Consider the following 20,350-nt stretch of genomic DNA (forward strand, 5'->3'; position numbering starts at 1 on the left):
CTTTCCGCCGTATGGCGGACGGCCTTCGGGCGGGCGGCTTCCTGTGGAGCCGCCCGCAGATGACCGCGCCCGTCGTTTCCGTCGAGAGCGTCAGCAAGCGCTTCGGGGCCGTGCAGGCGCTGCGCGACGTGTCGGTCGCCTTCAACGCGGGCGAGATCACCGCGCTGATCGGCGAGAACGGCGCCGGCAAGTCGACGCTGATGCGCGTGCTGGAGGGCGAGCATCGCCCCGACAGCGGCAGGCTTCTGGTCGACGGCCGGCCGGTGCAGCTCAGCTCGCCGCGCGCGGCGCATGGCTCGGGCATCCGGGTCATTCACCAGGAGCCGGAGATCATCCCGGAGCTGACGGTGGCGGAGAACATCTTCATCGGCGACATCAAGGCGCGCGGCGGACTGTTCCTCGACCGCGCCGATCTGGAGCGGCGCAGCCTCGAGCTGCTCGGCGCGTTCGGGGTGGTGGATGTGCTTTCGCCGCGGCAGCGCTGCCAGGGCTTGAGCCCGGCGCTCAGGCAGCTCATCGAGATCATGCGGGCGCTGCGGCCCGGCGCGCGGCTGCTGGCCTTCGATGAGCCGACCTCGTCCCTGACGGAGGACGAGGCGCAGCGGCTGTTCCGCGTCATCCGGCGCCTCAAGGCCGACGGCGTTGCGGTGATCTATATCTCGCACCGGCTGCGCGAGATCATCGAGCTTGCCGACCGCTGCGTGGTGATGCGCGACGGCAGCCGCGTCGCCGACGAGCCGATCGCAGCGCTCGACGAGCAGCGCATGGTGCGGCTGATGGTCGGGCGGCCGGTGAGCGATCTGTTCAACCGCAAGGAGCGTACGCTCGGGCCAGTGCGGCTGGCGCTGGAAGATGCCACGACACGCCGTGTCGAAGGAATCAGTTTCGAGGTCAGGGCGGGCGAGATCGTCGGGCTGGGCGGCCTGGTCGGCGCCGGACGGACGGAAGTCGCGCGCGCCATCGTCGGCCTCGATCCGCTGCTCTCCGGGCGGATGGCGGTTGGCGGGCGGCCCTACACGCCGCGCGAGCCGGCGGACGCGGTGGCGGCCGGAATTGGGCTGGTGCCGGAGGACCGCAAGCAGGAAGCGCTGCTCCTGATGCAGGCGGTGCGCGACAATGTCAGCCTCGTGGTGCCCGACAAGGTATCGCGCTACGGCTTTTTCAGCCGCCGGCGCGAGCGCGCATTGGTCGCCCGCCACGTCGCCGAGCTCAGGGTCAAGACGCCGTCGATCGAACAGGCCGTCGGAAAACTCTCCGGCGGCAACCAGCAGAAGGTCGTCTTCGCGCGCTGGCAGGCGCGCGGCCCGGCTGTGCTCATCCTCGACGAGCCGACGCGCGGCATCGATGTCGGCGCCAAGGCGGAGATCTACAGGCTGATCGAAAGCCTGGCCGACCAGGGGCTCGCTATCCTGCTCATCTCCTCGGAGACGCCGGAGCTGCTCGGCCTCGCCGACCGCGTGCTCGTCATGCAGGGCGGGCGCATCAGCGGCGAGCTTCCCTGGCAGGAGGCGAGCGAAGAGGCCGTGCTGGCGCTGGCCATGCGCTCGGACAAAGAGACAATCGAAAGGAGGGTATCGTGACCGATACCGCGACCGCCGGCCGCGAGCGCGCGCCGGCAACCCTGTTCGGCCGCATCGGCGCGCAGAACATCAGCCTGCTGATCGCGCTCGCCGTGCTCGTGGCGATCTTCGGCGCGCTCAGGCCCGACGTGTTCTTCACCCCGCGCAACCTGATCAATATCGGGCTCGCGGTCACCATTCTCGGCATCCTCGCCATGGCGCAGACCGTCGTCATCGTGTCCGGCGGGCTCGACATCTCGGTCGGCTCGATCGTGGGTTTGAGCACCATGGTGCTTGCCGTCGCCGCCCAAGAAACCGGCTCGATCCCGGCCGGCATCCTGGCCGGACTGCTCGCCGGACTGGTGGCGGGCGCGATCAACGGGCTGATCATCGTCTACGGCCCGGTAAACGCGGTGATCGCGACGCTCGGCACCATGTCGGCCTTCCGCGGCCTCGCCTATCTGATGAACAACGGCAACTCGATCCCGATCACCGGCGACAGTCTGCGGGCGCTCGGCATCGGCACGCTTTTCGGCCTGCCTTTCGCCATCTGGCTGCTGATCGCCGCGATGGCGGCCTTCATCGTCTTCACCCGCGAGACGGTCGTCGGCCGCAACATCTACGCGCTCGGCGGCAATCCGACGGTGGCGCGGCTCGCCGGCATTCCGATCCGCCGCTACCAGATCTCGATCTATGCGATGAGCGGCTTCGCAGCCGCGGTCGCCGGTCTAGTGCTGGCGAGCCGTACCATGTCGGGACAGCCTGCCTCCGGCAGCCAGGGACTCGAGCTCGAGGCCATCACCGCCGCGATCCTCGGCGGCTGCGCGCTGCAGGGCGGCAAGGGCACGATCGTCGGCGCCATGCTGGGGGTGCTGATCATCGGGGTCCTCAACAACGGCATGATCCTGACCAGCGTGCCGACCTTCTACCAGCTGCTTGCCAAGGGCGCGCTGCTGATCCTGGCGGTCATCGTGCAGGAGCGCCAGCGGGCGCGGTCGGGAGAATAGTTCATGCCGTTCCAGCGCGCCCTCCTGGTCCTGAAGAGCTTCGGCGCCGTCTTCTCTGTGCTCAGGCCTCCGAGATCGGCCGTTTCCACCTCGCCGCTGAGCTTGAGCACGCGGCAGGTTCCACAAACTCCTTGCTGACACGCGCTGGGAAGAAACACACCAACGCTTCGGGCGATTTCAAGCACTGTCTGGTTCGAGCCGCATCGATGATTTATGCCCGACCGTGCGAAATGCACTGAAGAGGGTTGTTCAGCAGACAAAGTTGGGTTCGACCCTATCAAACCGCCAAAGCTCTCCTCATGGTAGCGATCAGAGTCGAAGCCAATGCTTTGGAGGGCAATGCGGATTGACTTCATGTAAGGCTCGGGCCCGCATGCATAGACATTGCGCTCCCGGAGATCGGGGGCGAGCTGCAGCAGCATTGACTCGCCGAGCAGCCCGACCGGGCCATCCCAGGCATCTTCCGCTTCGGCGCAGACGAAATGAATGTGAAGATTGCTGTGGCGTCGAGCGAGGGCTTCAAGCTCCTCGCGGAAGATGATGTCCCCAGGCGAGCGAGCGCTATGGATGAAGCAAACATCCCGATGGGAGCGGATATCGATAAGCGAGCGTAGCATCGACATAACCGGTGTTATTCCGCTGCCGCCGGAAAGAAAGAGCGGCCGGTCGCTTGGCAGATCGTCCCAATTGAAGCCGCCAAACGGGCCCTCGACTTCTATTTCCATTCCCTGTTCGAGACTGTCATGTAGCCAATTTGAAGCGAGACCGCCGGGAACACGCTTGACCGTAATTCGCAGGTCATCCGGCTGCGTCGGTGGTGAGGAGATCGAGTAATTCCGCACGACCGGAGCGCCGTCGATCACCAGATGTAGCATGATGAACTGGCCAGCCTTGAACGGACCTACCTGCTCGCTCTTTGGGGAGAAGATGAATGTCTTTACGTCGTGCGTCTCCTGAATGATGCGGCGGCAGATCAGCGTCAGGCGCCCCCATGAGGGGTCGGGTAGGCAGGAAGAGGAGAAGAAATTGAAGGCGTTCATCAGCTGGCCCGCGTTTAACGAGCCGAGATTGCCAGCAGGGCTGCGTTCGATACAGAAGGCACCACAGGCCTTTACGACCGATGATATCGATCAACCTTCCAGCGACATGACGGCGAGGTGAAGCGCGCGAACGCCTTTCTTTATGATCGGCTCATGTCGACGTCGCGCGAGGACCGCCGTGTAGACTGGCTGATGCAGAGTCGGAGCTTCTTCGACGATGTAGGAGGGCCGCTCGGAGGCAAAGCGACGCGCATCGTCGGCGCGCATATAGCATGTACCGCCGGCCCGCCTGAGCATATTGTCCGCCAGCGTTTCCGAACCCATCGAAAGCCGGCACGCGGTCAGGTTTGGCAGCGCCTCCGCATGAGCCTTCTCGAGCGCCACGGTATAACCCGGACGGATGTAACTGTCGGGGCTTACGTCGCAAAGTCTGCGCGCAATGGTCGAGACCATCACATATTCCTCGACCATCAGCTGGTCATATGTGATCTCGGGCAGGTAGCGCGGAGCATAAACCACCGCAATATCGAGGTTTCCCAGGCTCAGATCCGATATCATCTGCGGCGAATAATCGGATTCGACGTGGATCGAGGATCGGGGCAAGACTTGCAGCAGCATTTCGAGCCACCCTGGCAGGATCGAGCGGGTCATCCCGACCTGGGCAGCGACCCGTAGGCTGCCCTCGAATCTGTTGAAGGCGCGCACGTCGTGACGCGCCTGGGACCAGGTCGACAGCATCGAGCGCGCGTAAGCCTCGAACCGCCGTCCTGCCGCGGTCGGCTCGGCACCGGCTCGGCCGCGGTGGAAAAGCTCCGATCCAACGGCGGTTTCCAGATTCTTGATACGGGTGCTGACTGTCGACTGCGTCAGTCCGAGGCGCTCCGCGGAGCGGTTGAAGTTCCGCGATTCGATGATGTCCAGAAAGGTTTCTACCTGTTCCAGTTGCATGAGGCAGCCAATCGATTTTTACGATCGTATCCGCCCGATCATACGCTTGATCCAAACACTGACAAGGCGGAAGTTCGATTCAGAACCCAGTGGCGTCCAGCAGCGCCCGCATCATCAAAGAGGAACAAGTGTTCATAGTCGATTGCGATTGCCACAACTACTGGTCCAGCGCGACGGTGCTGGAGCCCTACCTGTCCGGCGTCTGGAAAGACATGTTCATCGAAGGCGAGAAGACCGGGCCCGTCGGCGCCTTTCCGCACGGCCATCGCCCCTGGTTTCATCCGCAGGATTTCTCCCGCAAGGATGTGCGGCCGAAGGTCGAGGCCGACAATTACCTGATCATGAAGGAGAAGCACCTCGATAAATACAATATCGGAGTGGCAATCCTGACGGGCGACGAGCCCATTGAAGCGTCGACCCTGGCAAATCCCTATTACGCCAGCGCGCTGGTAAGCGCCTATAATGACTATCAGATCAATGAATGGCTGCCGAAAGACAGCCGCTTCATGGGCTCCATCGTCGTCGCGCCGCAGGATCCACGCCTCGCGGCGACGGAGATCCGGCGCCTCGGCGCGCATCCCCGGATGGCGCAAGTTCTGGCCTCCCAAGGCTCGGTGCGGCCTTATGGCGATCCGTTCTATCACCCGATCTTCGAAGCCTGCGCCGAGGTCGGCTTGCCGTTCGCCATACATCTTGGCGGGCATGGCGGCATCAACTGGAATGCCGTCGCGCCGGCGCCCACCACTTTCTTCTGGGAGACTCATGCGATCCTGCACATGTCGGCCATGTCGCATGTCGCGAGCATGATCGCGCATGGTGTGTTCGAGAAATGGCCGGATCTCTACTTCGTCATCATCGAGTGCGGCATCGCTTGGGTGCCGTCTGTGCTCTGGCGACTTGACGCCGACTACAAAGCCCTCCGCAAGGAGACGCCATGGCTGAAGATGCTGCCGTCGGAATATTGCCGGCGCAACATACGCTTCTCGACCCAACCGCTGGAGCAACCGTCGAACGTCAATCATCTCTGGGCAATTCTGGAAGCGATGGACGGGGAGAACACGCTGCTGTTTGCGTCCGACTACCCGCATTGGGATTACGATGACGTCAACACATTGCACATCCCGCCGGAATGGCGCGGCAAGGTGCTCGGCCAGAATGCGTTGGATGTCTATAAGCGCATCCCCCGCCCGCAAGCCGCGGCGGCAGCGTGACGAGAACCAAAATGGCTCAGAAGACGTATATTTGCCGCGCCGACGAGATCCAGGTCGGGACGCCATTCATCGCCAAGGTGCGCAGCCTGTCGATCGGCGTGTTCCGGATCGGCGATAGTTTCCATGCGCTGCTGAATGTTTGCCCCCACCGTGGCGCTCCGCTTTGCGAAGGGCCGCAATGCGGAACGACCGCTCCCGTCGAGGGACCCGAATTCATCTACCACCGCGAAAATGAAATCGTCCGCTGTGCCTGGCATGGGTGGGAATTCGACATCAAGTCGGGTGCGGCTCTGGTTAACCCGTCCGTTCGAGCGCGCACATTTCCAGTCACTGTCGAGGCCGGAGACATCTATGTCACGGCCTGAACATCCAGAGCCGACGGCGCGCCTTGGCAACCGGTTAGGCGCCGTTGCTCAAAACAGCCGCCTTATGTGCTTCATCGTTTTTGCTAATGCGGCACAATTTGGGATGGATTGTCTGCACGTTCCGCTAACGTGACGAATAGACTGAAAAAATCAGCGCAACTCGACTGGGGAACACCATGAAACATCATCTTCTTGCACCGGCTCTTGGCATGCTGCTGCTTGCGCCGATCGCATCGGCGTCGGCTGCGGACGTCACCATGCCGGACCCGAATTACGCCACTGCGACGGCGGTCATGAACGTGATCAAGAACGCCGCCGAGCAGGAGCTCGGGCTCGATGTTTCCACCGTCACCACCACCGCCGTCCCGGTCATTTGGGAAGCGATGGACCGCAACAAGGGGGAGGTCGATATCTGGCCGGACGTCTGGCTGCCGAACCAGCAGGGCCTCGTCGACAAATACGTCAAGGGCGCGGGCACGGTAAAACTCGCGCAGAATGGCTACGAAGCCAAGCAAGGCTACTGCGTAACGCAGGTCACGGTCGACAAATACGGGATCAAGGACGTCGCGGATCTCGCCAACCCGGACAACGCCAAGATCTTCGATACCAATGGCGACGGCAAAGGCGAGATATGGATCGGCGCGTCAGGCTGGCAGTCGACCAACATCGAAAAGGTGCGGGCCCGCGACTATGGCTTCGCCGATTTCTTCGATCTGCAGGTGACCGACGAAGCGGTGGCTGCCGCCTCGCTTGACCGCGCCGCGAAGGCCGACAAGCCATGGGTCGGATACTGCTACGGTCCGCACCAGAATTTCGCCCGCTACAAACTTGCCTTCCTTTCCGAACCGAAACACGACCCAGCCAAGTTCGTGATGCTGCAGCCGAGCGAGGATCCTCAATGGTTCGAGAAATCGAAAGTGTCGTCCGCTTATGCTGACACCACCGTGCACATTGCCTATGCTGCTTCGCTGGCGCAGCGGCAACCGGAGCTGACCGCCGCTCTGGATCGGATTACATTCAATCCGGACGACATCAGCAAATGGGCCTACGCAATCATCGTCGATAAGAAGCCGGCGGACGATGTGGCGAAGGATTGGATCAAAGCCCACCCCGATGAGGTGGCGAAGTGGTTCGGTCATTGAAGTTCAGAACTGTGATTGCAGGCTCTGAACGGGCCTGCATCGTCGCCCGGCCGCTCAAGTCCGTGATCGGGCGGGAGCTGTAGCGGTGGACGCGGCACCGGTCAGCGCATCGGGCGGAGCCGGCTTGGCGGACCGCGCAGACGCGGCAACCGACGCTGCCGCCATCATCATGAAGGGCGTCTGGAAAATCTTCGGTGCCAGTGCCCCCGAGGCAATGGCGGCGATTTTGCGTGACAGCCTCGACAAGGACGAAGTTGCCAGGCGCTTCGGCTGTGTCGTGGGCGTGGCCGATGTCAACATCGCGGTTCGGCCGGGCGAAATCTTCTGCGTCATGGGCCTGTCGGGCAGTGGCAAATCGACATTGATCCGCCATATAAACCGCCTGCTCGAGCCGTCCGCCGGCGAGATTTTCGTCGATGGCGAAAACGTCATGGCCAAGTCGCCCGATGAGTTGAGGGCATTGCGGTCCCGCAAGATAGCCATGGTATTCCAGAGCTTCGGTCTGCTTCCGCATCGGAGCGTGCGCGACAACGTCGCGCTTCCGCTGGAGATCCAAGCTGTAAACAAACAGCGGAGATTCGATGCCGCCGAGGCGGCGCTTGCCAAGGTGAACCTGTCGGGCTGGGGGGACCGTTACTGTCACGAACTATCGGGCGGCATGCAGCAGCGCGTCGGACTCGCCCGCGCCTTGGCTGCCGATCCGGCGATCCTGCTGATGGATGAGCCATTCAGCGCGCTCGATCCGCTGATCAGGCGGCAGCTGCAGGACGAGTTCCTGGCCCTTTCGCGCTCGATGGGCAAGACGGTGATCTTCATAACCCATGATCTGGACGAGGCGATCCGGATCGGCGATCGCATCGCGATCATGAAAGACGGCGTCATCGTCCAGACAGACACGCCGGAGGAGATCGTCACATCGCCGAAGCATGACTATGTTGCGAAATTCGTCGCCGACATTTCGCGCCTGAAGGTGATCACCGCCGGGCGCATCATGGAGCCGGTCGAGAATTTCAGAAGCCGTCATCGTCCAGAGCTGGATGTCGAGCGGTTGCGCAGGGTCGGTTCCCGAGAACCGCTCGCCGAACTCGTCGAACTCGCGGCACAGGATGCCGCACCGCTCGCTGTGACGGATACCGCTGGGTCTGTCGTCGGTGTCATTGACAGGCAGATCCTGCTCGACGGTTTGCGAAAGGGCGAGGCCCGTGAACGCCCATGATCCGGTCGCCATGCGGTCGATAGAACACGCTCAACCGGCAGAGGACGGGCTGGTCCGGGAATTCGTCGTCCGCAACCCTGCTTATTACGCCCAGGTGTTCGCCCGCATTCGGCGGGCTTCCGGTCCCGTCTGGCCGTTCAACCTGGCGGCCGCGCTGCTTGGGCCGGTGTGGGCCGCGGCCCGAGGCCTCACGTTGCTGTTCTGGCTCACCTTCTTCCTGGAGACGCTTGCGGTGGTTCAGATCGGCGTCGGTGCGGCGGGTAACCTCGGCGCGGCCGAGCAAGCACGAGCCGAGCGCGTCACCAAGCAGGCACAGGCGCGCGCCGAACAGGCGAGGGCCGCCGAGGCGGCGGGGGCGGACAATGCGACAGGACTGAAATCATCAGCGGCCGCTCTGGAGAAAGCTGCCAACAACGCCAGGCTGCAGGCTGAGGCGGCAAAGGCAAAGGCGCCGCGTGTGATTGTGTCCGGCGTCGTCACTTTGCTCCTCGCCAGGCTGATCGCTGGTTTCCTGGCCAATCGGATGCTCGAGCGACGCTTCGCGCGCTGGCGTTCGAAGCCGACGCTTCAGCGCGGGCTCAACTACCCGCTGGCGCTATGCGCTCTTGCCTTCTGTATCGCGGCTTACGGGCTTTCGGCTTATCGCTTCGCCGCACCGACACCAGCCGTCTGGCTGACCGCTGCGCCCTCGAACCGCGAGTGGCAGGCCGCCTTGTCATCGTGGCTGGACAGCCTGATGGGGGCGATATCGCATCTCGGTGACGGCTTCTTTGGCGGCATCACGGGCGCAATATCGTTGGTGCTCGACGGCTTGGCCTATGGGCTGACGGGTATGCCCTGGCCAGTGACTATGGCGATCATTCTCGCCCTTGCCTGGCAACTGGCCGGGCCACGCGTCGCCATCTTCACCGCCGCCGCGCTCGCCTATCTTGCCGTGCTCGGGTTTTGGGAAAAGAGCCTGGAAACGGTCGCCCTGCTGGGAACATCGGCCATTCTCTGCCTCGCGATCGGAATCCCGCTTGGGATATGGTGCGGACGCCGGCCGCGCATCTACGCCGCCGTGCGGCCGGTGCTCGACTTCATGCAAACCATGCCGGCATTCGTCTATCTGATCCCGGTGATCGCGCTATTCGGCATCGGCAAGCCGCCGGGCGTCATCGCGACGCTGATTTTCGGCACGCCGCCGGTCGTGCGCTTGACCGCACTCGGCCTGCAGGGCGTCTCGCCGGCCATAAGAGAGGCCGCGCAAGCCTACGGCGCTACGAGATGGTTCCTCTTGACGCGGGTCGACCTTCCGCTTGCAATGCCCTCCATCATGGCCGGCATAAACCAGACCATTCTGATGTGCCTTTCGATGGTGGTCATCGCTTCCCTGATCGGCGCCAAGGGGCTAGGAGAAGATGTCCTCAACGCCCTTCAATATGCGGCCGTCGGGCAGGGACTGCTCGCGGGCTTCGCTATTCTTCTCTGCGCCATGATCATCGATCGTATCGTGCAGGGAAGAACTAAGTAGATGTCCGGTTTGGGCCGATGCTCTCAAGGAGTTTGCGCCGACCAAACCCGAAACCAGGCGCCGCCGGCCGGCCCGAATGTTAAATAGCGATTGCCTGCCGCTCAGAAATAATCCTGGTCGGGCATGCTCTCCTTGCGCCTGGCAATGAAGCCCCGCAATTCTTCATCGATCGCGGGATCGAGGCCCGGGTCCGCATAATCGCTCAAAAGCTTCTTCCACTGGCGGTTGGCGCGCTGGGCGGCGTCCAGTCCGCCTTCGGAACTCCACTGCTCGAACGAATTGTTGTCGCTGATCGTCGAGCGGTAGAAGGCCGACAGAAAGTTCGACTGCGTATGGGCGCTGCCGAGGAAATGCGACCCCGGCCCGACTTCCTCGATGGCATCCATCGCCTGCGCATTCACCGACAGATCGATGCCCTCGAACAGGCTCATCACCTTGCCGCACAGGTCGGCGTCGATGATGGTCTTTTCGAAGCCGGTGACGAGCCCTCCCTCCAGCCATCCCGTCGCGTGGTTGATGACGTTGGCGCCGGCGAGAAGCGACATCAGCAGGCCCCAGGTCCCTTCCTGCTCCGCCTGCGCGTCGGGCAGCTTGGATGCCGAGAGCGTGCCGACGGTATGGAACGGAACGCCAACCCTTCGCGCCAGCTGGCCGGCCGCCAGAACCATCTTTGCCGCCTCCGGCGTGCCGAAGGTCGGTGCGCCGCTCTGCATGGAGATGGTGCTGGCGAAGCTCCCCATCAGGCAGGGCGCTCCCGGATTGATGAGCTGGACAAGAGCAAGACACGCAAGCGCCTCGGCCAGCACTTGCGCCAGCGTGCCGGCGACGGTGCAGGGGCTCATAGCGCCGGCCAGCGTCCATGGCGTGCAGGCGACCGGCTGGTTGTTGCGCGCATAGACCTTGAGCGACCCCGACATGTTGGCATCTAACACCAGCGGCGCGTTGGTGTTGCTGACGTTGTAGAGCACGGCATTGTTTGCAACGAACGCCTCGCCGAAAACGATCTTGGCGATGTCGACCGCATCCTGCGCCCGCATGGAGCCGATGAACGCTCCCATGAAAGGCCGGTCGGAATAGCGCACATGCGTGTAGAGCATGTCGAGATGGCGCTTGTTCGCCGGAAGATCGACCGGTTCACAGACCACGCCGCCGGAATGATGCAGGTAGGGGATCATTTGATGGATCCGCACCAGGTCGCGGAAGTCGTTCAGCGTCGCATAGCGACGGCCGCGGTCAAGATCATGCACGAAAGGCGGGCCCCACGATGGGCAAAGCACCGTGTTGTCGGCGCCGATCACGACGGTATTGGCCGGGTTGCGGGCATGCTGCTTGAATTGCTTGGGCGCCGTCGCCTGGATAAGCTTGCGGCACATGCCGGGCTCAAAGCGCACACGCGTTCCCTTCACATCGGCTCCGGCGACGCGGAAGAGGTCGAGGATTTCCGGGTCGTCATGGAACTCCATGCCGACCTCCTTGAGCAGGCGGTCGGCATTGGCCTCGATCAGGCTGAGCCCCTCCTCATCGAGGATATTGAACGTGCCGATCCTGCGGCAGAGATATGGACGGCGCGGTTCCTGCGCGCCGCGTTGCACGAGGCGCGCGGCGCGGCCACGGGAGCGCGCTGGGGATGCGGCTTCGGCAGGTGTGACGACATCTTGCATGTTTGCCTCCAGACGTTCAGACGGATGCGGCGGGCTGCAAATGGTCCAGCCTGCGCAACCGCAGATTTCGCGGATCGTAAGGGGCTTCCTGCAGTTCGCGCGCCGCGAGCTCCTTGCCCAGGATAGAGACGCCGAACTCGCGTTCAGAGATCCCCGGCCTGAGATAGGCGAGCGCCAGCACCTTGTTGGTGCGGAAGCCGAAACCGCCGCTGGTGACGACGCCGACCGGCCGCCCCTCACGCAGGACGGCGTGACTGTAGAACGGGAGCCGTTCGCCATCGTCCTCGATCTGCAGCAGCGCCATGCGCCAAGGGTGTGCCTTCTGGCGTTCGAGCATCGCCTCGCGGCCGATGAAGAAACGACCGTCCGCCTTGACCAGGGCGCTCAGTCCGGACTCGAGCGGCGTGCGCTCGGTCGTGAGGTCCGCGCCCCAGCCGCGATAGCCCTTCTCCAGCCGCATGAAATTCAAGGCATACACGCCGAAGGGACGCAGGCCATGCTTCGCGCCCGCCTTGACGATCGTCTCGTAGAGCCGCCGGAACTGCGCGAGCTGGACATGCACTTCCCATCCCGGCTCGCCTGCGTAGGACACCCGAAGCGCCGTCACCTTGATGCCCGCGATCCTGATCGTCTGCGCCGATAGCCAAGGGAAAGCCGCGTTCGAGAGATCGATCTCGCTGATCGCCTGCAGAATCTCGGCCGCTTTCGGGCCCATGATGCCCAGCACACCGCGCCTCTCGGTGATGTTCTCGACAACGACACCGGGAAAAGACGCCGACCGGGCGCGAAGCAGGTCTTCGTCATGCCGTTCGGCCAGAGCCGCGCTGGTCAGATAGAAACGGTGTTGCTCGAGCCGCGTGACCGTGAACTCGGACGCGACACCGCCTTTCTCCGTCAGAGCGTGGATGAGACCGATGCGGCCGAGGCGCGATGGCGGCGTGTTGGCGCCCAACGAAGCCATGAAGGCTTCGGCGCCCGGCCCGCTGACCTCGAATTTCGAGAGGGCCGAAAGATCGATGACACCCGCGCTGTCACGGACGGCAAGGCATTCCCCCTTTACGGCACCCAGCCAGCCCGGGCGTTTGAAGGTCAGCGGCGGATCGCGATCAATGCCCGCTGTCGCGAACCAGTTGGGCCGCTCCCAGCCATAGGCGGCGCCGAGCACCGCGCCTTGCGACAACTGGATATCGAGCGCCGGCGTGCTGCGGCGCGGGCGCCCCGCCTCACGTTCCTCGTAAGGGTAATGGACGCCGAATTGCAGGCCGAAACATTCCACCGCCTTGTCGACACGGTAATCACGATCGGCATAGTTGCCGAAGCGCCGGGGATCGATGGCCAAGGCATCGCGCGGCGGCTCGCCGTCGACGATCCAATCGGCGAGGAAGGCGCCGGCGCCGCCGCCTTCCATCACGCCCATGCTGGATCCTGTGAGAAGCCAGCCGTTCTTGAGGCCGAACGCGGGGCCTACGAGCGGATTGGCGTCCGGCGTGAAGGTGATCGGGCCATTGACCACGGTCTTGATGCCGGCACTGGCGAGCGCCGGCACACGTTCCATCGCTAACGCGATGATATGCTCGACGCGATCGAGATCCGGCGGCAGCAGTTCCATGCCGAATTCAGGCGGCACGCCGTCGATCGCCCAGGGATGCGCTGCCTTCTCGTAGGGCCCGACGATATAGCCATCCCGCTCCTGCCGCAGGTACCAGCTTTCCTCCGGATCGCGGATGATGGGCAGTTCCTTCTCGCCGGCCGCGATGCGCGCGGCAATTTCGGGCACGGTATCGGTGACGACATATTGATGCAGCATCGGCACTACCGGCAGGTCGATGCCCATCATCGTGCCGACCTCGCGGCACCAGGTGCCGGCGGCGTTCACCAGATGCTCCGCCCGGATATCGCCTTGCGCGGTGCGGACCAGCCATTCGCCCGAACCGGTGCGCTCCATCGACAGCACAGGATTGTGCCGGACGATCTCGGCGCCGCGCGAACGCGCGCCCGCAGCCATCGCGTTGGTGGCCAACGTCGGATCGACATGGCCGTCATGCGGCTCATGGAAGGCGCCCAGTATGCCGTCGGTTTCGCAGAGGGGGTATATGTTCTTCAGCTCGCCCGGCGTCAGAATGTTGAAGTCGTGGCCGACGAAGCGGCCAAGGCCCTGCACATGACGAAACTCGGCCATCCGCTCCGGGGAGCGTGTCACGCGCAGCGCGCCGCTCGCATGGAAGCCGGTCGAAAGGCCGGTTTCGGCCGTCAGGACCTCGCGGTAGAGCCGCACGGAATGAGCGCGCATCTCCATTATCGTAGCGTTGTGCGCGAAGTGTGTGCAAAGCCCGGCGGCGTGCCAGGTCGAGCCCGCGGTGAGTTCCTGCCGCTCAACAAGCATCGCGTCGTTCCAGCCGCGCTTGGCGAGATGATAGAGAAGGGAAACCCCCATGGCGCCGCCGCCGATCACGACGACGCGGGCATGCTGTCTCATAATGTCTCCTGTTGGCCGCGCATTCTGCCGCCGGTTGGGTCGTAGGGTGGTTTTTCCAGAAGCCTGAGGCCGAAGCGCTGTCCGGCGACCGCGATCTCATAAGCCGAAGCGGCGAGCTGCTGTTTCGTTTCGCCCGAATCGCAGGCGACGTAGCCGAGGCAGAGGCTCAATCCGGTGCGAAAACCGAAGCCGCCCGAAGTGGTGAGCCCGGCAAACTTGCCGTCCCGATAGATGGGCTCGTCATGCAGCAGAAGCGGATTGGCGGCATCGACGGCGAAATGCAGCAGGCGGCGTCCAAAGCCCTTCGCCCTGCGCGTTTCGAGGGCTTCACGGCCGATGAACCCGCCCTTCGTCCAGGAGACAGCAAAACCCAATCCCGCCTCGATCGGCGTCTCCTTCGGCCCGACATCATGGCCCCAATGCCGATAGCCTTTTTCCAACCGGCAACCATCCAGCGCGTAGTGGCCGCAAAAGACCGCGTCATGCGCCTTGCCGGCTTCCCGGATGGTCGACAGCAGGTTTTCAGCGCATTCGGCGGGGACATAAAGCTCGTAGCCAAGCTCGCCGACGAAGCTGACCCGTGTGGCCCGCACATCGACCATGCCGACGTCGATGCGTCGTGAGGTCGAGAAGGGAAAGGCCGTTTCCGACAAGTCCGCGTCCGTCAGTTGCTGCAGCAATTCGCGGGAACGCGGCCCCATGACGCCGAGGACCGCTTCGGCCGAGGTGGCGTCGAACACCGAGGCGTCGAGCCCGAGATCGCTGGCATGCCTGGCGACCCAGGCGAAATCCTTCTGGCGAGTCGCCGCGCCGGAGACGATCCGGAAAGCCGCCTCTCCGCAGCGCGTGATCGTGACATCGGCCTCGATCCCGCCATGCCGGTTGAGCATTTGCGTGTAAACCGCTCTGCCCTCCGCGACGTCGACATCGTTAGCCGCGAGCTGTTGCAGCAATTTCACCGCGTCCCGTCCGCTGACATCGAGCTTGGTGAACGGGGAAAGCTCGAACAGTCCAATGCCGTTTGCCATGGCGACCGCCTCGCGTTCAGCCGCCGGCCACCAATGCTGCCTGCCGAAAGTATATCGCGGCTCACGCTCGGCTTCATTGCGGGCATACCAGAGCGGCCGCTCCCAGCCGGTCGGAGCGCCGAACACTGCGCCTGCTTCGCCGAGCATGTCGTGCCACACTGAACGGCGCAGGCCACGGCCGGCTTCGGACTGTTTATATGGCCAATGCATGCGGAAAAGGTCGGCTACCGATTCCTCCATGCGCGCCTGCACGAAGCCGCGCGACGCGGCGCTGCGGTCGAAACGCGCGATATCGAGCGGCCACAGATCGAGACCCGGCTCACCGTCGACGATCCACTCGGCCATCGCCTTGCCGGCGCCGGCCGACGACATCATGCCCGTCGAGTTGAAACCGGCGGCGACGAAGAAGCCGCGGAGGTAAGGCGATTCGCCCATCAGCGGCTGGGTGTCCGGGGTGAAACTCTCCGGTCCGTTCATGAAGTGGCGGATGCCTGTTTCGGCAAGCGCCGGAAAGAGCCGCAGCCCGGCCGACATGAAGGGTTCGAACTGGTCCCAGTCTTCCGGCAATTCGAGAAAAGGCCTGTCGCCGACCGGGCCGGTGACGTCGAGGGCCTTGGCATTCGGCTCGAAGCCGCCGAGCACCAGCTTGCCGGAATCGCCCTTGACGTAGATGCCCTCGTCCAGGTCGCGCACGATCGGGAAAGGATTGGCCAGCCCGGCGACCGGTTCTGTCACCACATACATGTGCTCGGCCGCCTGCAGCGGCACCGGCACGCCAGCCATGGCGCCGATCTGCCTTGCCCAGGCGCCGGCGCAGTTCACCGCGACCTCGCAGCGGATCGTCATGCCCGAGGCGAGCCTGACGCCGGCGACGCGGCCTTTCTCGATCACGAAGCCGCGGCAGGCGGTTCCTTCCAGGATCCGGATGCCGGCGGCGCGTGCCCGCTTGGCGTAGGCCGCGCAGATATCGACCGGATTGGCCTGCCCGTCTTCCTCGACCCAGAGCGCCCCCGCGAGCCCGTCCAGCGCGATTCCTGGAACCCGTGCCCCGACGACATCCGCTCCGACGATCTCCACCCGAAGGCCGCAGACGTCCCCCATATGCGCGATCCGTCTGAGCTCGCTCATCCGCTCTTCCCGGCGCGCCAACCAGACGCCTCCGGTTTGCCGGTAACCTGAGGTCTGGCCAGTCAACGCTTCGAGCTTCGGGAACAGTTCGGTCGCGTATTGCGCCAGGCGCGTCAGGTTGAGCGTTGCCCTGAGCGGCCCCACGATCCCGGCCGCGTGCCAGGAGGTGCCGCTCGTCAACTGGTTGCGCTCGATGAGAACGACATCGGTGGCGCCGAGCTCGGCCAGATGATAGGCGACGCTCAAGCCGATCACGCCGCCGCCTATGATTACGATCCGAGCGTTTTCCTGCACCGATACGATATCCTTGCGGTCGAGACGGGCGATCTTTCCCGCCAAGCAGGCTTGCGCTCAATGGGATTTCTGCAACATTAGGAAAACTTATGTACGGTCCCAAGAAGGAACTCTGGTGAAGAGCGGAAGCTTTGACTTCAACCTTTTCCGATCGATCGAGGTTTTTGCTGCCGTCGTTGAAACGCGGCATGTGACGCAGGCGGCGCAGATGCTCGGCATGACCCAATCCGCCGCCTCGCAACATCTCAAGAACCTGGAAACAGCCCTCGGTGTTAGCCTGATCGACCGCAATCTGAGGCCCATCGAACTCACCAAGGCGGGGATTGCGCTGCACCGCCGGGCCACCGCGATCCTGGCCGAAGTCGAGGGGCTGCGCACCGACGCCCGCCGCATCAACGCCGCGCCACTGCCGCTGCTCAGGGTGGCGTTGCTGGCGTCCATCGCCACCACGCTGGCACCGGCGCTTTCCGTGCTGGCGCGCAAGAATTTCGGCATTCCCGAACTCAGCCTTTTTGCCGGACTCGCCACCGACCACGTGGCGCTGCTTCGCGCCCGCCGCGCCGATCTTGCGGTAACCTCGGGCGAGTTGTTCGAGATCGAGGGGCTGACGCGCTACCCCGTCATGACCGAAAAATTCCTGCTTGTGACGCCGAAGGGCTTTTCCGGCGATGTTGGCGACATTGCCAAGCTTTCCAAAAAACTCGCATTCGTCCGCTTCTCGAGAGAGACGCCGGTCGGCTTGCGCGTCGACCAGCATCTCAGCCGGCTGCGCATAGAATTGCCGCGGGCAATGGAGGGCGACCGTTCCAGCGTCGTGATGGCGCCCGTAGCGGCGGGTATGGGCTTTGCCATCCTGACCCCGACCCTGCTCATCGACGGTCTTGCGGAGGGGATGAAAATCGATATCCATCCGCTGCCGTTCACCAGCCTGTCACGCAACATCCTCCTGGTTGCGCGTGAACGCGAGCTGGGAGATCTGCCCGAGGCCTTTGCCGCGCGCACTGCGGAAGTGCTGAAAGAGACGATAAACGAGCGCCTGCCCGATCTGCCTCCGGACCATTACGCTTTGGACCCATCCGTCGCTTCAACATGAGGCGCAGCGTATTGCGCCCGTCGGGTCCCCGAAGCTGCTAATCGGCGGCATCAGTTATCCTGATGGAGGATTTTGCCGGATGCCTTCGGCGCGCGTCCATGTTCTATCCTGTTGCCATCCAATCCGGGAGGCCATGATATGAACGCTCCTCATACCCATTCATCGCTCGCGACCGACTGGTCGACGCAAGCTATCGTCGACCGCAGGAACCGCTTCTACTCCGCCTCCCAACGCAAATTCGTCCCCTACAAAGATCCGCTGATCATCAAGCGTGGCCGGGGACAATATGTATGGGATGAGCAGGACAGGAAATACATCGACCTGCTTGGAATGAACCTTTGCATCTCGGTGGGGCACGCCCACCCGCAGGTCGTCAAGGCGGCGAGGGAACAAGTCGCGGAGCTCACCCACTGCACGACCATGTTCTACCATCCGGTGCCCGCCCAATATGCCGAAGAACTGGCGGGCACAATGCCGGCCGGTCATGACTGGGTCGTCCATTTCACCAACTCCGGTGCGGAAGCGATCGACCTAGCGCTTCTGATGGCGCGTTCGCATACCGGCAACATCGACATGCTGGCGCTCGCGTCTAGCTATCACGGCGCCACCTTCGGCGCGCAGTCGGTGACAGGGATAGCCGGTTTCCGCCACTGCGTCCCGCAGCTTGGCGGCGTGGTCTTCGTAGCTGAGCCGAACCAGTATCGTGGCGTTCACGGCGAAAGCGTTGAGCCGTACCTGAAGGAGATTGACCGGGCGATCGCGACGTCGACGAGTGGCAAGCTTGCGGGCATGATCATTGAACCCGTGCAGGGCTATGGCGGTATCGTCCCCATCCCCGAAGGCTATATTGCCAGTGCATTCGAACGCGTACGTGCCGCAGGCGGTGTCTGCATCATTGACGAGGTGCAGGCCGGCGTCGGACGCACGGGCCACGCTTTCTGGTCCTTTGAATCGCACGGCGTGGTGCCCGACATCGTGGTGGTGGCGAAGGGCGTGGGCAACGGAATCCCGCTGGGGGCGGTGATCGCTAAACGGCAGGTCGCCGAGTCGATGGCCGACAAGTTCCTGTTCCACACCTATGGCGCCAACCCGGTTGCATGCGCCGCTGGCCGCGCTGTCCTCAAAGTCATCCAAGAAGAACGGCTTCAAGAGAACGCCCGGGATGTGGGCGCGGCGCTCAAGGTTCGTCTTGAGGACATGAAGCAACGTTTTCCGATCATCGGCGACGTCAGAGGACGCGGCTTGATGCTGGCGATCGAGCTCGTCAGGGACAGAACGACGAAAGAGCCGGCCCCCGAGGAAACGCTAGCGGTCTTCGAAGAAACCCGCCGCAACGGGCTCGTCGCCAGCCGCTCCGGACCCTACCGGAACGTCATCAGGATGTGCCCGCCGCTTTGCCTCGCGATGGCGGACGTCGATGATGTCGCGGATCGATTTGAAAGAAGTTTCGCAGCCGTAAGCGGCCGGAACGTCTGACAAATTGGCTTACGGGGCCAGCTGAAGATCGGCTTAGGCATCACCGCCTTCGGGCAATAATCTCCACCGGCGCAATCAGGCTGGCTGAAATGCTTTCGGTCATGTTTTGGACCATCTGGGGGCGGCGTGCTCCCATGAGTGTCTGGACGCCCAGTACTGCCCGCCCTTTAGCCGCCTGCGCGCGCTGCCGCGCGAAATAGTCAAGCGCTACATCGCGCCGCTGGCGTTCCGAAATAATCTCGAACCCGGCTGCGGAAAGCGCGTCGCGGTACTGCTCTGGCTGGGCGATCGCGTTCGTATCTGCCGTACTCGCCCATGGCAGCGGATAAGACAGCTCGCCGGGGCCGGTGCGCATGACGTCGAAGACGCCGAAACGCGCCCCCACGCGAAGCACCCGCGCAATCTCCGAAAACAGTGCGCTCTTGTCGGCAATGTTCATTCCGACGTGCAACATATATGCGGCAGTGAACGATTCATCTGCGAAGGGCAGCGCTAAAGCATCGCCCTGCTGCAACGAGATGCGGTCCTCGAGATGCAGCCAGCCGGAGAGGACGTTGCCGGCTTCGACGTAGTCGCGAGTGAGATCGATGCCGGTCACCTGGCAGCCGTAATGCGCAGCGATCTGTCTGGCCGGGCCACCCAGGCCGCAGCCGATGTCGAGCACTCGATCCTCGGCGGTCAGCGCAAGTTGCTCTGCCAACTCTCCCGTGGCGGCGCGGCCGCCAATGTGAAACTCGTCTACCGGCGAGAGGTCCTCGGCGGTGACCGTGCTCTCGGTCTTGCCCATGGCGGCAAGACCATCACGGATATCTGCGATCAGGCTGTCTCGCGCGTAGTGTTTAGCAACCTGTGACCCCCGCGCCGCTTCCATGATCATCGCCCTTTTTGGTGCAAGTCTCGCGGATCATCTCCGCCCATCAGGGCATTCCCCGAGGTCGGCCGACCCGACAAGCATTCTATCCAATTTCGAGCCATAATTTGGGCAGCTCATCGCGGGGTTATTCGGCAAAAAAATCCACCGCCTTGCTGCTCAGTCCGCCAGGGTAAGTGCGACATCTGGCTCGCAACTTCCCCGGCCACTCTGAAGCGTTTCACAATCTGGGGAGCGCAGACCCCATAGACGGCAGTTTGGCAAGCGCGAAGGCAATGGCAGCCTTCGGCTGCCATTGCCCTGCACGCCGAACAAAAGGCGG

15 protein-coding genes are annotated in these 20,350 nt (G+C 63.4%); 9 read left to right on the forward strand and 6 right to left on the reverse strand.

Annotated elements, in window-relative coordinates:
• Window positions 1-59: 59 nt before the first annotated feature.
• Both P9273_RS19115 and P9273_RS19120 read left to right on the forward strand, forming a co-directional pair.
• Window positions 60-1,580 (forward strand): sugar ABC transporter ATP-binding protein, encoded by a 1,521-nt coding sequence (locus P9273_RS19115; protein WP_278050294.1) that lies wholly within the window; start codon window positions 60-62, stop codon window positions 1,578-1,580.
• Window positions 1,577-2,566 (forward strand): ABC transporter permease, encoded by a 990-nt coding sequence (locus P9273_RS19120; RefSeq protein ID WP_278050295.1) that lies wholly within the window; start codon window positions 1,577-1,579, stop codon window positions 2,564-2,566. Before P9273_RS19115 ends, P9273_RS19120 begins: the two co-directional genes overlap by 4 nt.
• On the opposite strand, the gene P9273_RS19125 is transcribed toward P9273_RS19120, so the two are convergent.
• A complete protein-coding gene (locus tag P9273_RS19125; protein WP_278050296.1) occupies window positions 2,485-3,606 on the reverse strand; it encodes a hybrid-cluster NAD(P)-dependent oxidoreductase in 1,122 nt (373 codons plus the stop codon). The two genes, P9273_RS19120 and P9273_RS19125, sit on opposite strands and share 82 nt — an antisense overlap.
• 90 nt (window positions 3,607-3,696) lie before the next feature.
• Window positions 3,697-4,554 (reverse strand): LysR family transcriptional regulator, encoded by an 858-nt coding sequence (locus tag P9273_RS19130; RefSeq protein ID WP_278050297.1) that lies wholly within the window; start codon window positions 4,552-4,554, stop codon window positions 3,697-3,699.
• Window positions 4,555-4,682: 128 nt separating this feature from the next.
• Here P9273_RS19130 and P9273_RS19135 point away from each other — a divergent pair, with 128 nt between their 5' ends.
• The 5 genes from P9273_RS19135 (at window position 4,683) to P9273_RS19155 (ending at window position 10,001) form a co-directional block, all read left to right on the forward strand.
• A complete protein-coding gene (locus tag P9273_RS19135; RefSeq protein ID WP_278050298.1) occupies window positions 4,683-5,765 on the forward strand; it encodes an amidohydrolase family protein in 1,083 nt (360 codons plus the stop codon).
• Window positions 5,766-5,776: 11 nt separating this feature from the next.
• The gene (locus P9273_RS19140) at window positions 5,777-6,130 is read left to right on the forward strand and encodes a Rieske (2Fe-2S) protein (protein WP_278050299.1); all 354 of its coding nucleotides are present in this window, start codon (window positions 5,777-5,779) and stop codon (window positions 6,128-6,130) included.
• A gap of 176 nt (window positions 6,131-6,306) precedes the next feature.
• A complete protein-coding gene (locus P9273_RS19145; RefSeq protein ID WP_040999631.1) occupies window positions 6,307-7,272 on the forward strand; it encodes an ABC transporter substrate-binding protein in 966 nt (321 codons plus the stop codon).
• A gap of 169 nt (window positions 7,273-7,441) precedes the next feature.
• Window positions 7,442-8,488: a quaternary amine ABC transporter ATP-binding protein gene (locus tag P9273_RS19150; protein ID WP_278050300.1), complete on the forward strand. Its 1,047-nt coding sequence runs from the start codon at window positions 7,442-7,444 to the stop codon at window positions 8,486-8,488.
• Window positions 8,475-10,001: an ABC transporter permease gene (locus P9273_RS19155; RefSeq protein WP_278050301.1), complete on the forward strand. Its 1,527-nt coding sequence runs from the start codon at window positions 8,475-8,477 to the stop codon at window positions 9,999-10,001. The genes P9273_RS19150 and P9273_RS19155 overlap by 14 nt, the downstream gene beginning before the upstream one ends.
• A gap of 101 nt (window positions 10,002-10,102) precedes the next feature.
• Here P9273_RS19155 and P9273_RS19160 read toward each other — a convergent pair whose 3' ends face one another.
• The 3 genes from P9273_RS19160 to P9273_RS19170 are packed head-to-tail and all read right to left on the reverse strand — an operon-like array spanning window position 10,103 to window position 16,633.
• Window positions 10,103-11,662 carry a trimethylamine methyltransferase family protein gene (locus P9273_RS19160; RefSeq protein WP_278050302.1) on the reverse strand — a complete coding sequence of 520 codons (1,560 nt, stop codon included), beginning with the start codon at window positions 11,660-11,662 and terminating at the stop codon, window positions 10,103-10,105.
• A 16-nt stretch (window positions 11,663-11,678) separates the two neighbouring features.
• Window positions 11,679-14,138 carry a GcvT family protein gene (locus P9273_RS19165; RefSeq protein WP_278050303.1) on the reverse strand — a complete coding sequence of 820 codons (2,460 nt, stop codon included), beginning with the start codon at window positions 14,136-14,138 and terminating at the stop codon, window positions 11,679-11,681.
• Complete coding sequence (locus P9273_RS19170; protein ID WP_278050304.1) at window positions 14,135-16,633, reverse strand: GcvT family protein; 2,499 nt, start codon at window positions 16,631-16,633, stop codon at window positions 14,135-14,137. The genes P9273_RS19165 and P9273_RS19170 overlap by 4 nt, the downstream gene beginning before the upstream one ends.
• Window positions 16,634-16,703: 70 nt before the next feature.
• Here P9273_RS19170 and P9273_RS19175 point away from each other — a divergent pair, with 70 nt between their 5' ends.
• Both P9273_RS19175 and P9273_RS19180 read left to right on the forward strand, forming a co-directional pair.
• Window positions 16,704-17,681 (forward strand): LysR family transcriptional regulator, encoded by a 978-nt coding sequence (locus P9273_RS19175; protein WP_278050305.1) that lies wholly within the window; start codon window positions 16,704-16,706, stop codon window positions 17,679-17,681.
• Between the two features lie 138 nt (window positions 17,682-17,819).
• Window positions 17,820-19,157: an aspartate aminotransferase family protein gene (locus P9273_RS19180; RefSeq protein ID WP_278050306.1), complete on the forward strand. Its 1,338-nt coding sequence runs from the start codon at window positions 17,820-17,822 to the stop codon at window positions 19,155-19,157.
• A 40-nt stretch (window positions 19,158-19,197) separates the two neighbouring features.
• Here the strand turns inward: P9273_RS19180 and P9273_RS19185 are convergent, their stop codons facing one another.
• Complete coding sequence (locus tag P9273_RS19185) at window positions 19,198-20,034, reverse strand: class I SAM-dependent methyltransferase (RefSeq protein WP_278050307.1); 837 nt, start codon at window positions 20,032-20,034, stop codon at window positions 19,198-19,200.
• Window positions 20,035-20,350 lie beyond the last annotated feature (316 nt).

Source organism: Mesorhizobium sp. WSM4935 (assembly GCF_029625735.1).
In the GTDB taxonomy this organism is placed as follows: domain Bacteria; phylum Pseudomonadota; class Alphaproteobacteria; order Rhizobiales; family Rhizobiaceae; genus Mesorhizobium.